Source organism: Verrucosispora sp. CNZ293 (assembly GCF_002754655.1).
The window spans coordinates 2701199-2715408 of record NZ_PEFR01000001.1; the positions used below are offsets into that span (position 1 = coordinate 2701199).

The window sequence follows — 14210 nt, forward strand, 5'->3', positions numbered from 1 at the left end:
CACCGCCGGTCACGCCAGCGCCTCGACCGGTTCCCGCCGGCCGCTCTCGACCGGCTCGGCGTACGTGTCGGGCTGCTCCGGATCAAACACCTCGTTGACCCAGAAGAGAGTCATCAACTCCCCGGGCCCAGTATTGGTGATCTTGTGGACCCACATCGTCGGCATGTCGACCACCACCGGGGTACGGCCATCGACCGCGAACCGGACAACGTCGCCGTGACCGACGCGGCGGAGGCTGATCTCGGCGCTGCCGCGCAGAACCACGAAACGTTCCACTTTGGCCAGGTGGAAGTGCTCTCCGCGGGTGACCTTCGGGTGTGAGGTGGAGCAGAAGGTCTGCCCTTGTCCGCCGTGTGACTTCACCACCTCGGTCAACTCGCCGCGCGAGTCGGCATGCCGTGGCAGTGGAAGTGGGTAGCGCGCTGGGAAGCAGTGCGACCGGTAGGCGTTGAACAGCCTGACCGCGTGCCGGTCTGGCAACGGAGGTATCTCCCCATTGCGGTAGAGCGCGGCGTAAGCGGCCAGGCGATCAGCGAGCTCGCGCACGCCGAGTCGCAGCTGAGGCATCTCGGGATCCCAACTGCCTCCCGCAGGCACCCCGAGCAGACAGGCCGCCGCATCGGTGACGTTCACCAGGTGCAACTCGCGGTCCTCGTGCACCTCCGGACAACCTCCCTCGGCGAGCATCCGGCAGAACGTAGCCGTGACCGAGTTGTAGAAGGGCCGCCCGTGTTCGCCGTACAGGTTGGCCAGCCGGACATCGACGAAGTCGAGGCCGGTGGCGGCGAGAGTCTCCGCAGCGACCGCCTTGGCGTCCCCATAGGGGGTGCCGTTGCCCGCCTGCACCGAATTCGCGAAGACGACGGTCCGGGGCGGCAACTGACAAAGGTTCAGCCCTCTGGCGAGGGCGGCAGCCAGTTCCACGTTGCCGGCAGCCACCTCGACCGGGTCGCCACGATTCACCCCTGCCAGGTGCAGTACCCGATCTACCCCGGCTACCTTCGCTGCCAGCACCACAGGATCGACCAGATCGGCCCGGGTAAGGAGGACGGGCTCGGGCCAGCCGAGCGCTCGGGCAAGGACCCGGGTGTGCCAGCCGAGGAAGCCGTCGGCGCCAGTGATAGCGAGGCTCAGCACGCGAGCACCGGATCTCGCTGGGCCAGCTCCGCTCGCACCTCAGGCAGGGTGAGTAGCAGGTCGATGATCTGCGGCACGGCGAGTTGCGGGGCGTTGGCGGAGTTGAAGTCGTCGTCAGGCGCGGTACCGAGCTCACCTTCGGTGACGTAGAGGGCATAGTTGAGGTCCCGGTCATCAACGGGCACCCGGAAGAAAGCCCCGAAGTCCTCTGCTCGGGCCAGTTCCTCGCGGCTGGCAAGGGTCTCGTGCAACTTTTCGCCGTGCCGTACCCCGATGGGATCCAGTTTCGCCGGCACGTCGAAGAGTTGGCAGAGCGCGACCGCCAGATCGCCAATTGTGCAGGCGCTCGCCTTGCGGATGAAGATGTCGCCTGGACGTGCGTTCTGGAAGGCATGCTCCACCAGGTCGACGGAGTCCTGCAGGGTCATCAGGAACCGGGTCATCGACGTGTTGGTGACCGTCGGCGCCCGGCCGGCCTTGATCTGTTCGATGAACAGTGGAATGACCGAGCCACGAGAAAACATCACATTGCCGTACCGGACACTGGAGATAGTGGTCGGGCTGCCGGGGTTGTTCCTCGAGTGGGCTTGTGCCACCTTCTCCATCAACGCCTTGGACATGCCCATCGCGTTCACCGGGTAGACGGCCTTGTCGGTGCCGAGCATGACCACCGAACGCACCCCGTTGCGTTCGGCCGCCTCGACGACGTTCGCGCTGCCCAGTACGTTGGTGCGAACGGCCTCCAGCGGGAAGAACTCGCATGACGGCACCTGCTTGAGTGCGGCGGCGTGGAACACGAAGTCGACACCACGGGTTGCGCGCAACACCGTGTCGTAGTCCCGCACGTCGCCGACGTAGTAGCGCACCCGGTCGTCTCCGAGCACGCGTCGCATCGCGTCCTGTTTCGCCTCGTCCCGGCTCAGCACCCGAACCTCACCGACGTCCCGGTCGAGCAGTCGGCGAACCATCGTCTGGCCGAACGAACCGGTGCCACCGGTAATCAACACTCGGCGCCCCGAACCCAAAGAAGTCAACGCTGCTCCTCATCGTCACTGTTGAAGTGGCGACGGCGTTCACCTGATGGCGCACCCGGTGCCCCTGTCCGACGCCCACAAGACGGGCAACGACTCACGAGCACCAGAGAAACGCCCAAACGACTTCGAGGGAGATGATTCAGACAAAGGCTCGAACATCACTAGCTATGGCCGCAATAACCCGCCAGGTGGCATCAAACCTTGATAAAGTGACCCGCCGCGAGACCAGAGGTGAAGGCTGTTCGCGCTGGTGGGCCAAGCGGCAAAGCCGTAATGCCTAAACCAGCTCACCTGAGTCAACCGCACCCAATTCCCCCCGTCGGCAGTTATGTCGGGAGAGACCTCACCTAAGGACCGTAACGCGGCGCTCGCGCCGCCCGGCCGTATTGGTCCGGCGTTCGTCGCAGATCGATAGGACCAAGACTTGCGCGCTCCTGACAGCCAGTTCAAGCAGCAGGACGCGGCGCCGCTCCCCTCCGGACAAGCCGTTCACATCGTGGAGCGACCCGAACCGTCCGCTCCCACCTCTTCTGGCCCCAGTCGTGGCCGTCGCTTGCTGTCCTGGATCGCCACCGCCGCCCTGAGCCGGGTGGTCAGCGCCCTGGTGCCCCTCGTCCTCCTCCCCGTGACCCTGGCGTACTTCGGTGCCGATCTCTACGGCCTCTGGACGGCAGTCCTCGCCGTCACCGGAATGGTCGCGTTCGCGGACCTCGGGATCGGCCTCGGGCTGATGACACGGCTCGCTCCGTGCAGAACCAACGGAGATGTCGAAGGCGCACGCCGCTATATCTCCAGTGCGTACCTGTCCGTGTCGGCCGTGGCCCTGACCGCCTGCTGTCTACTTTGGCTGCTCGCCGACCTCATCCCGTGGCCACTGTTCTTCAATGCCAGAGGTGCGGCAGCGGACGAGGCCCAACTCGTTGCCTTGGTCTGCCTGACCGCGTTTCTCTTGAACGTCCCGCTGTCCCTGGTCGCCCGAGTTCAGTACGCCTATCAGCAGGTGGCAGCGAGTAACGTTTGGCAGGCCACCGGTGCCGCAGCTTCGCTGCCACTCGCGCTCGGCGCGGTCTGGGGCGAAATGCCGCCGATCGTGGTCATCGCCAGCATCGCTACCGGCCCACTACTGGTCAACATCCTCAATACGATCTGGACCTTCGGCCGCCGCCTACCCGAGCTGACACCTCATCCGCGACTCGCCAACAGACGCGGCATACGCGACCTGCTCGGTCTCGGCGGACTGTTCCTCTTGGTGACACTCTTGATCGCGCTGGCGGACAACGCCGACCCTTTGATCATCGCTCACCTCCTGGGCTTGGCGAGTGTCACCGCCTACGCGGTCCCAGCGAGAATCTTCGCCCAACTGGGCGCGTTGGTGATGTTGATGAACCAACCGGTATGGCCGATGCACGGCGAAGCTCTCGCACGCGGGGACATCGCTTGGATACGCCGCACGGTCCGGCGCATGACTGGCGCTTCCGTACTGGTCGTCCTGCTGCCGGCCGCCCTGCTGGTGCTCGTCGGTGACCGGCTGTTCGACGCGTGGCTTCCGGTTCCGGTAGGAAGCAGGCCGCTCATGCTGGGCCTCGCCCTCTGGTGGCTCACACTGGCCGCAGTCTCACCGCGCTTCATGGTACAGAACGCGGCCGGAATCGTGCGTCCACAGCTTTGTGGATATCTAATCTATCTACCAGTATCGACACTTGGAAAGTTATACGTCGTTCATTTGTTCGGTATTGCTGCAGCGCCCTACGCCGCAGTCATGGCCTACCTGCTGACCGTTGTCCCAGCGGCGATCTATGGCTACCGGAAGACGCTGGGAGCCCGAACCACACAAGAGAGGCACCCGCTTTGAGCTTGTTCAAGGAAGAAATTCCGCGAGTGCTGGTGGTCGGTCACACTCCCTTCCACTACGGCACCGGAACCGCGATGACCCTGTCGAATCTATTCGCCGGCTGGCCCAAGGATCGCCTCGGGCAGATATACACCGCCAACATCACACCCTCCAGAGACGTGTGCGAACGCTACTTCCATCTCCCGCCGCGCGAACGTTACCTGCCCATCCAGTACCATTCCATGCGTTTGCTGGGGTGGAATGGCAGCAGTTCTCCGCAGCAGACCAAGGCCGTCAGCGCCCTACGCGCAGGGACGGAACTCCGTCCCACACTTGCCAAGATCTACGCCAACATGAAGGCGATCGACGACCTGAGTCCCCTGCGGATCACGCCGGCGCTGACCCGATGGGCCCGTGAGTTTGGCCCGGAACTTGTATACTCCGTGTCCGGCAGTTCCAAGCACATGAGGATCGCCAGCGCGATCGCCCGCACCTGCGGTGTCCCGCTCGTGCCCTACTTCACGGACGACTGGCCGGCGACCCTGTACACCAACGGAGAACTCCTCGGAGTGGCCCGACGGGCCGTCCGGCAGGAAACCGAACGACTCATCGGCCTCGCTCCGCTCGGCATAGTCATCAGTAGGCCGATGGCGCAGGAGTACTCCCGGCGCTACGGTATTCCATTCAGCGTCTTTACGAACTGCGTCGACGATGCCTTTTTTCCTTCACCACGTGACGGGGTCACCCCACCGGAGGAGCTGCTCGAATTAGTGTATGTGGGCGCGCTGCACCTCAACCGCTGGAAGTCACTGCGTGACATCGGTGAGGCGTTGGATGTTGTGACTGAAGGCAGAATGCCTGTACGACTCACGGTCCACTCCCCCGCCGCAGACCTCGCCCGATACGGAAAATACCTGACGCACATCAAACACATTCGGTTGGGCGCTCCGTTAGCCAGCCACGAAGTCCCCGCCGCCTTGCGGTCCGCGACCATCCTCGTCCACGTGGAATCCTTTGACGAGGAAGTTCGGCGCTACACCCGCTATTCCGTGTCGACCAAGATCCCACAATACCTGGCCACGGGTCGTCCGATCCTCGGCTACGGTCCCACCGAGGTCGCGTCGATGAACCACATTCGGGAAGCGAACGCTGGCGTTGTGGTAGGAAAAAACGATGCCGCAGCCCTTGCCGGCGCGCTGATGGGTCTCTGTCGCGACACCAACCTCCGAGGCCAACTCGCCCGCAACGGGCTCGCGTTCGCTCGGCGGGAACACGCCAGGGAAAACGTAACTGCACGTTTCGCCACCACCCTGCGCTCGGCTGTGGCAGCCACCGTCGTCACCTCCGACATCGCATCGACGCGCGCCGCCCATCTACCAGTCGACAAGCAAAGGTAATCGCATGAAGCGTCCTTCAAAATGGATCGCCTGCGTGGGCCCGTTTCTTTTCCCGTGGGGCGAGGCGGGTTCGCGACGGGTTTACGGCCTGGTTGCTTCCCTGGCTGCCGCCGGTCACACCGTGGTCGTCGCCGGTGGTGGTCCCGAGCCACGCACAGCGATCACACTGTCCGGCATCGACGGTTCAGGATCAGTTTCCTACGTTGGCCTGGCGGAGAGGCCAGCGCCTGCGGCCGGGGCCGTCCGTAGCTCGGTGCAGACCTTGCTGCGATGGGGCTGGCGCACCGCCCAGTGGTTGGACGCCCAACCGACCAGGCCCAGCCATGTGCTGGTACACGGCGGCCAAGCACAATACATGTTCCACCTTCAACGATGGTGTCATCGCAACAAAGTGCCGCTGATCGTCGATGTCGTCGATTGGTTCAACGGGCACCATGTCCGTGGCGGCTTCCTCGGCCCGCTGCACGCGAGCATGAAGCTGGCCCTCCACTACTACTACCCTCGCTGTGACGGCATCATCGTGATCAGCTCCTTCCTGGAGGGGCACTACCGCTCAGCCGGCAAGCCTCTGCTGCGGGTACCACCGACCCTGGACGTGAAGAGCCTCTCCCTGGACGCCAGGAATTCAATAGGGGACTCCGTTCCCCTGGTGCTCGCTTACGCCGGGAACCCGCACGGCAACAGAAAGGACCTCCTAAGCACCGTCGTCGAGGCGGTGGGACGTGTCGAACGCGAGGGCGCTCAGATAGAGCTGCGAATCTACGGGCCATCCCTGGACGAGGTGGGCCAAATAGGCGACGGTCGGCCGTTGCCCGCCGGAGTGCGGTGCCTGGGCCGGCTGCCGCAGTCGAAGGTGGCGACCGTACTACAGGAGGCTGACTTCACGGTTCTCGTCCGACGGCCGGAACGGGCCGCCGACGCAGGTTTCTCGACGAAGTTCTGTGAGAGCCTGGCCAGTGGGACGCCGGTGATCGCAAACCTGACCAGCGACATGGCAAGGTACCTGCACCACGGCCTCGAGGGGTTGGTCTGCCGTGATCACACCTTGGACGGGGTCATCGAGGCGCTCCGCGTGGCAGTACGCCTGGACGGTGCCCAGCGGAGCCTCATGCGACAGGCCGCGCGGAGTCGCGCGCTCGAATCGTTCGACTACCGGGCCTGGGCCGAGCCGATCGGTAGCTTCTTCCGGCAATGGGGCTGAGTCCGTGCGTCAGCGAGCGTGCGCGGCAGCGAGGTTGCGGTCGCCGGTGGCGCCTTGAGCTCGGCCAATGGGCCCTACCCACCTGGCAGCTCCGCTTAGGACTTGCTTGTCCTTTGGTGTTCGTCATGGTGGCGATTGGACGCCGGCGGCGTGAGGTAGGCCACGAGCATCATCCAGGGCCATCGGTCAGCAGCCTGTAGGCACCGTATTCACGGGATGCCAACATCTCGGCGGAACCCAGTGGTTGAAGATCAAGCTAACGGGGTGCGGGGTTCAGACCAGCGATGATTGGTTTCATCGCGGCCGTCAGCCTGACCGCCAAAGACGCCGAGTACGTGGCGGTCAGGTGATGGGCATCGCGGAAGACAAGGATGCCCCCGATGACGGGAGCGCAGCGTTCCGCTGGGCAGATCCAGTCGTTCAAGCTGATCATACGGACGCCGGTTGAGCCCCGGGCCGCCTCCTCCTGAACAGGACCACCGCCGCGATTCTCCGCTTCGTCGCGGGGCGTGGCGCACCTGGTCAGGCGATCCACGTTCTCGGACACACACTCCGCGATGTCCTCCAGATGCAGCGGAGTGTCGCGTAGGACAACGACCTGAACACCCCCCTCGATCATCTCTGCCCATGTCTCGCGCAACTCGCGCACCCTGGCAGACCGACGGTCTGCGGCTGGTTCATCCACGAGCGGGTACTCGGCGTGGGTTGTTATCAGAAGGTCCGGACGGTTCGGTCCGAGCAACTCTGCCCGGAGGTCCTTGTTCCACTTGGTGCAGGCCGCGTAGGGCCGGTCGTTCAGGGATACCTCGGCGGCAAGAAAGGGACAGCCGGACTTCGAATGGACAGTTAGTCGCCAGCCGTTATTCTCTACCATCCCTCGCATGGCGGGAACCCAGTGGTCTGCGTGCGAGTCACCGACGAGCACAAGGTTGATCTCCGCGTCCGGACTCCCGTAGACGCATCCGTTTGGAGTTGAGGACGTGAGTTCCACATGGCAGCTGCCTTGTAGCCACGGCGCGTCCCGCTTTGCCGACACAGGATCGGGAGTGATCGACTCGACCTCGTCAACCGGAATGCCGGCCTGGCTATCGCGGGGCGACGAACCGAGAGCCGCAGCGCCCGGAGGGCCCACCGGGGTGGCTGGCCCAGTGGCTCCGGGTGCCTGACCCATCACCGCCGCCGGCGCCGGTCCTGTCGTCGGCGGGATGATGAGATGAAATGCCAGCCCGGCAAGGACAGCGATGCCGGTGCAGAAGGCACCGACTCGAAGTGCTTTGAACGGCCATTCGGCGAGATCACGCGACCGGCGGACCGGATTCTCGATGAAGTGGTAGGTGAGCACAGCAGGAATCGCTGAGGCGGCAACAACCACCAGCGCCATACCGACGCTGAGGTCACCAAAATGGGCTTGGGCAGCGATCAGCAGCGGCCAGTGCCACAGGTACAGCGAATAAGAGACTGCGCCGATGTAGCGCAGCGGTCGCCTGTCCAGCAAGACTCCGGGACCAGCGCGGCCGGCTGCCACGCCGAAGGCGATCACCGCGGCTGTGCCGACGGTGGGGCCGAGCGCGGAATAGCCCGGGAAGCCAGCCACGGAGTCGATCAGCACAGCGGATACACCGACGGCGATCAGTCCGAGCCAGGAAAAGATGGCCGCTGCAGGACGTGGAGTTCGGCTCAACCAACCCGCAGCGACGGCGACGGCACCGCCGAGCGCGAGCTCCCACATGCGGGTCGTGGTCGCGTAATACGAGGATGGGTCAGTCGGAGTGGTGTACAGCGCCCACCCGAACGAGGGGACTGCAATTAACGCCAGTCCGGCCAGATAGAGGGCCCGACTACCTCGTCGTCCCCGCCGGCGGGCCAGGAGCCCGAGCACGATTAGCAGCAACGGCCAGACCAGGTAGAACTGCTCTTCCACGGCGAGGGACCAGAAGTGCTGGGCGATGCTAGGTGCCGAGTTGGCGGCAAGGTAGTCGACGGACTGTGCGGCCATGCGCCAGTTCATCGCGTAGCACGCGCTGGCGATCACGTCCCAGGCGGTCATGGACCAGCGACCACGCGGTAGAACGAAGTATGTCAGCAGTAACGTCGCGAGGAGGACTGTCGCGGCGGCAGGTAGCAGACGTTTCGCTCGCCGCGCATAGAACTCTGCGAGTGAGATTCGCCCGTCACGGTCGAGTTGCTCAAGCAACAACCCCGTGATGAGGAAGCCCGAAATCACAAAGAACACATCCACTCCAGCAAACCCGCCAGGCAAGAGCGGCAGCCCGGCATGGCCGAGGAGCACGAGTAGCACAGCAACGGCTCGCATGCCCTCGATGTCGCCGCGGAAGGAGCGGTCGATATGCGACTTGGGCGGCGTTTGTGATCGTGGTGGTCCGAACCTGGATGAGCTGGGCGCGGTGGATCGTGCTTGTGTCCACATATCTGATGGGATCGCCGAGTTTGCCACGTAAAGGACTTTCCTGTGTTGGATGCTACGTACATCGCCTGAGGCTCAATGCTGTCGCTGATGAAGGCCCTGATCTCGGGCGCCGAAGAGCGACTGCGCCACGTACATCGTGAGCAACGTGGCCATGCCGATGGTGGACTCCGGTGCCATCCCTAGCTGATTGTTCGCGGGCACATAGACGATGAGGATGCACAGCTGCGCGAAGATAAGTGTCGGCAGCACTCGCCGAGACGACACGGCGGCACGCCAAGTGCCGGCCAACAACCAGCCGACTAGGCCCATGAACAACGCCGCACCCGGAAACGTGAGGTCCGAGGCGAGCCACGGATAGATGGTGGCCCAGTACATTCGCGCTGGCCAACCCTCCTGAGACTCCGTCCGGTCAGGGTATGGAGGACTCTCCGACAGGTCCGCTCCGACGGCCGTCTCGGCGAAGCTCGCGGCAGTCGGGGAACTACCGAGACCCCTCGACCACTCGAATGGAACTTGCAGGTTGTAGGAGAGCCCGAGATAGCCATGGGTGGGATAACCAACCACGTCGGCAATGCCTTCGGCCATCGCCGGCCCCACCATGCGTTCGACAGTAGGATTCACCTGCACCAGAGCGTTTGCCGTACCGAACTCAGTCGCGCGCGTTCCGTGACTGTGGATCATGTAGGCGAGGAAGAGGATGACCGCCCCAGCGACGAGAATCATCACTCGACGCCGGCGGGAGGTGGCTCGCGATCGCCGTCGCGTCGCCGCGAAGGCGATTAGGCTTCCCGCAGCAAGCATGATGACGACGTCACCAAGGCCCTTGAGCGTCCCGATGAACATGTAGAACGCGATGTGCAGGGATATCCCGACCACGCCAGCGATTCGCAACCCTTTCGAGAGCCCGGCCCAGTGGACCACCAGCAACGGCACGAGGGCCGTACTGAGGACGCCGAACAGAAGCAGGAGCTGCAACCAGGAACTCGCCTGGCCAGCGCTCTGCAGTGAAACGTCGAACTTGTTCAAATAGCCGGTGGCCGGCGACCGAATGCTCGCCCACAAGCTCTGCGGGCCCGTGGCACCGAACTCGACCAATCTCGTCAGGCTTAACGCGGTGTAGTAAGCCGCACTGACCAGGATCAGTTGGCGTACCAGCCTTCTGCGATCGAGCGAGTGAGAAACCGTGACCGGCGCGGGCGGCCGCCGTGAGATCTGCGCCGCGTACCCGACGACGAACAGTCCGGTCGCGGCGAATACGAAGACGGAAAGCTGAAACGGGTTCTCGACGCGGCTCGCCAGGCCTGTCAGCCAGAAGGCGCTGAACGTGCCGAGCAGCCAGGCCAGCGCTAGCAGCATCGGTAGCCACATCATCGCCTTCGAGCCCGGCCTACCAGGGACCGACGCCGCTGGCCGGGCTTGCCCCTGAAGCGGACGTGAGGCGCTTGGGATAGGCGCGACGCTACCGCCAACAGGCGACCGCCGGGCACCCGCAACCGCTTCGAAGGCGGTCACAAGGGCCCACGCTCACACGCGTGCCCCTGGACGGGAACGATTGAGTCCACTCGCGACACCTCCAGATTTACTGCATGCGGCAACGCCTATACAGATTCGTATCAGATGGAAGTCGACCGGGACCCTGAAACCGAGATTGCGCAGTAAGCTCATATGCACCAATCTGAGTACGCTTCACCATTGAGCCTCGCCCCGCACGCGGGGCGAGGGTCAGCTAACCGTTAACGAGCCGGCATCGGACGAGGTCACGGCTGGCTTTCTCGACTGACGAAGGCGCTGGAGACGCGCGCTATCGGCAGAGCGCAGCGGCGATCGGAACGTAACCGTTGTGCGGGCGGCGACGTTCATACGATGACGCAACTGATCCGTCCAAGCCGAAGGGCTATGCCAACCGAATGACACGCAACTTGATCATGTGTCCGATGCAGTCGCCAAGCATCAGGGGTAGGTGCCAATGAGGCCCGCCCTACGCGTGATCGCTGCGGATATGCGTGCACTGGGGATCTCGACGCCAGTACGCGTGGCATACGAGGCATCCAAGCGCAGCGGGTTCCACGCCTTCCTGTTCCGTGGCGAGACTGACCGGCACTTCCCGGCCACACGGGTGCCGCTGACCAAACTGCGGCCCATCGACGACGAGGTCGCGTGGCGGTGCCTGAAGGATGCCACTACCGTGGTGAGCGAAGGGCCGCGCGTCTTCGGCCTCCGGGTGCAGACGGGCTTGTCGGCACCCTGGTCCACTGATCCGCTGACCGGGCGGCAGTGGCCGACCGGCGATCCGTGGTGGCGGATCGACATTAGGTCCGAGATGCGTCTGTCAGATGTGAAGTACGTCTGGGAGGCGGCACGGCACCGCGACCTGGTCGTCCTGGCGCGTGCGGCTCGAATCGAACCGGCTGGACCGTGGTTGGACGGACTCGCCGTTCTGCTGCGGTCCTGGTGCGAGCAGTCCACGCCAGAGCAAGGAGTGAACTGGTACTCCAGTCTGGAACTCGCACTGCGCGCCATCGGTTGGAACCAGATCCTGACGCTGGTCGGCGAGCGGCTTCCCAGCGACGTGGTGATCGCGATGGAGCGGATGCTGCTGGCCAGCGCTCGGCATCTGATGCTCGAACTGCCCTACACATTGAGCAGTATGCGCAACAACCACATGCTCGGCGACGCCCTCGGCCTGATCCTGCTGTCGCGCATGTTTCCCGCCGCTCCGGGTGCCCGATGGTGGGCGCGGACCGGCGAATGGATGTTCACGGCCCAGCAACGCCGGCACATCGCGCCCGACGGCCGGATGATTGAAGATTCACTCTCGTACCACCGATTCGTCCTCGAGATGCTCATTGTGAGAGTGCTACTCGGTGAGGCCCCGGCCGCCGTACACCGTGACCTTCACGCGGCCAGCATGCACCTAGCTCGGCTCGGCGTGTTCGACGGCGACATGCCTCAGTACGGCGACTGGGACGAGGGGCGTGTGCTCGCCTCCTCCGGCGACGCGCTCGACGTGGCCGGCTCGACCGCACTCGGTCTCGCGCTATGCGGCGCGCGGCTACCAACCAGCTGGTACGCCCGCTTCGACGAACTGGCCTGGTATGCCCTCCCGCCAGCGCCGCAGTTCGCCCCGGACGAGCCGAAGCCCGTCAGCTATGCCCGATCCGCCTCAACGACCTCGGGAGGCATCGCGCTGATCGAGCGAGGGCCGTGGCGAGCTTGGTTCAAGGTCGACGGCGGTCCCTCACATGGTCACGCCGACCTGACGTCGGTCTGGATCAAACACAGCGGCCGGTGGCTGGTCGCAGACCCGGGCACGGGTACCTACAACGGTCCGCTGGAGGTACGCAATGGGCTACGCACCTGCGCCGCCCACTCGGTGCGCCGACCGGACGGGCGGGACCAGCTCGAGCCGCACCGCGCGTTCCGCTGGCTCAACACCGGCCGTGGGTACCTCGGAGCACAGCTCGTCCTACCGGACCACACCATTGTCTTCGGCTGGCACGACGCGTACGACCGCGGCGAGCGCCCGGTGCGGGTGGGGCGCGCCGTGATGCTGACTGACCAGTACCTGGCGGTGGTTGAGTTCGCCGACCGGCCGGCGGCCGAGTCCTGGTCGTTGACGATCCCGCTGCATCCAGAGACGAGGGTGGAGGCGGACACGCTCGTCAACGGCGAATGCAAGGTCAGCCTTTTCGGGCTGGACGGCTACACCACGATACGAGGTCAGGCAGCGCCCTTCGCCGGGTGGCACAGCCGCACGTATGGACACTGGGAGCCGGCGACATGGATCATTGCCGAAAGCCGAGATGACACCGCTGTCTGGGGGCTCGGCACAATACCTGGGCCCCCGCCCGAGTCAAACACACTCGACGGTTTCCGATTCGAGGTGACCTGGAGCCGGGCCGGCGCCGAACTCGCCGTTACCGAACTCGCCTCGCGGAAAACCCATCGTGTACGGGCACTCCGATGACAATCCGCAGAGTGCTCGTCCTCAACCACTTCGCCGTGCCGCCGGGCTATCCGGGTGGCACCAGGCACGTCGAGTTGTTCAGCCGGCTGTCCGGATTCACTTACGTAATCATCGCGAGCCGCCGCAACCTGGTCACCGGGGCGCCGCAGCGGGCGGAGCCGGGTTTCCATCCGGTCGCCGTGACCCCGTATCGGGGCAACGGACTTGGCCGGGTGCTGAATTGGGCCAGCTACGCGGTGACGGCCACAATCGCCGGCCTGCGGCAGCCTCGGCCTGATGTGGTGTACGCGTCCTCGCCGCATCTGCTCGCCGGACTCTCCGGCTGGCTCGTAGCGACACTTCGGCGCAAGCCATTCGTCCTGGAGATCCGGGATCTGTGGCCCCAAGTACTCGTCGACATGGGAACACTCTCGAAAAGGTCCGTGGCGTATCGGGCTCTGGAGCGGCTGGAACGATTCCTGTACGGTCACGCCGACCGTGTAGTGATCATGGCTCCCGGGGTACGGGCAGCAATTGAGGGCAAGGGTGTGCCCGCAGAGAAGATTGCGTTCATCCCCAACGCAGCAGACCCGGACGACTTCATGCCCAGCGCCGACCGGGACACACTGCGGCGGCGGTACGGATTCACTCGTCGCACCGCTGTCTACGCGGGCGCACACGGCCCGGCCAACGGCCTCGACCTGCTTCTGGATGCGGCCCGAGCGGTGCCGGAGATCGACGTAGTACTGGTGGGGTCAGGTGTCGAGAAGCCACGTCTACAGGCGGCGGCCGACGGCGTTCGCAACGTCCGATTCCTCGATCCCGTACCGAAGATCGAGGTCCCGGACCTTCTCCACGCTGCGGACATCGGGGTGCACGTGCTCGCCGACGTCGAACTTTTCCGGGGCGGGGTCAGCCCCAACAAGGTATTCGACTACCTGGCCGCCGGGCTGCCGATACTCACCAACAGCCCGGGAACCGTCGGCGACCTCGTCATGGGTGCCGACGCCGGGTACATGACCCCGCCGAACCAACTCGCTCACGGACTCGCCCAGATGGTGCGGGCGAACCCGGACGACCTGGCGAAGATGGGCGCGGCCGGCCGGCGCTGGATTCGCGAGAACCAGTCGCGCGCCGCGATGTCCCATGCGCTCGAGCACCTGCTCGCTCCGCTGGTCGACGTCACGCCCTGACTTCCGTCCCGCCGGATGCATGAGATCGTGGCCGCCGCAGGCG

9 protein-coding genes are annotated in these 14210 nt (G+C 64.7%); 5 read left to right on the forward strand and 4 right to left on the reverse strand.

Features of this window, described 5'->3' with window-relative positions; genetic code table 11:
• Positions 1-9 precede the first annotated feature (9 nt).
• Entirely contained in the window at positions 10-1137 is a 1128-nt protein-coding gene (locus CLT74_RS12305) for a polysaccharide biosynthesis C-terminal domain-containing protein (protein ID WP_099846648.1), read from the reverse strand.
• Complete coding sequence (locus CLT74_RS12310) at positions 1131-2144, reverse strand: polysaccharide biosynthesis protein (protein WP_486582272.1); 1014 nt, start codon at positions 2142-2144, stop codon at positions 1131-1133. Before CLT74_RS12310 ends, CLT74_RS12305 begins: the two co-directional genes overlap by 7 nt.
• A gap of 451 nt (positions 2145-2595) precedes the next feature.
• Here CLT74_RS12310 and CLT74_RS12315 point away from each other — a divergent pair, with 451 nt between their 5' ends.
• Genes CLT74_RS12315 through CLT74_RS12325 form a run of 3 tightly spaced genes read left to right on the forward strand, consistent with a single transcriptional unit; the run spans position 2596 to position 6600 of the window.
• Positions 2596-4023 (forward strand): oligosaccharide flippase family protein, encoded by a 1428-nt coding sequence (locus CLT74_RS12315; RefSeq protein ID WP_099846650.1) that lies wholly within the window; start codon positions 2596-2598, stop codon positions 4021-4023.
• Complete coding sequence (locus CLT74_RS12320; protein ID WP_486582273.1) at positions 4020-5399, forward strand: glycosyltransferase family protein; 1380 nt, start codon at positions 4020-4022, stop codon at positions 5397-5399. Before CLT74_RS12315 ends, CLT74_RS12320 begins: the two co-directional genes overlap by 4 nt.
• Before the next feature lie 4 nt (positions 5400-5403).
• A complete protein-coding gene (locus CLT74_RS12325) occupies positions 5404-6600 on the forward strand; it encodes a glycosyltransferase family 4 protein (protein WP_099846651.1) in 1197 nt (398 codons plus the stop codon).
• 256 nt (positions 6601-6856) lie between these two features.
• Here CLT74_RS12325 and CLT74_RS12330 read toward each other — a convergent pair whose 3' ends face one another.
• Positions 6857-9055: an acyltransferase family protein gene (locus CLT74_RS12330; protein ID WP_486582274.1), complete on the reverse strand. Its 2199-nt coding sequence runs from the start codon at positions 9053-9055 to the stop codon at positions 6857-6859.
• 45 nt (positions 9056-9100) lie between these two features.
• Complete coding sequence (locus tag CLT74_RS12335; RefSeq protein WP_143697143.1) at positions 9101-10384, reverse strand: hypothetical protein; 1284 nt, start codon at positions 10382-10384, stop codon at positions 9101-9103.
• Positions 10385-11012: 628 nt separating this feature from the next.
• Here CLT74_RS12335 and CLT74_RS12340 point away from each other — a divergent pair.
• A complete protein-coding gene (locus tag CLT74_RS12340) occupies positions 11013-12995 on the forward strand; it encodes a heparinase II/III domain-containing protein (protein ID WP_158240244.1) in 1983 nt (660 codons plus the stop codon).
• A 74-nt stretch (positions 12996-13069) separates the two neighbouring features.
• Positions 13070-14167, forward strand: coding sequence for a glycosyltransferase family 4 protein (locus CLT74_RS12345; RefSeq protein ID WP_486582275.1), 1098 nt, complete (start codon positions 13070-13072; stop codon positions 14165-14167).
• The last annotated feature ends 43 nt before the right edge of the window (positions 14168-14210 follow it).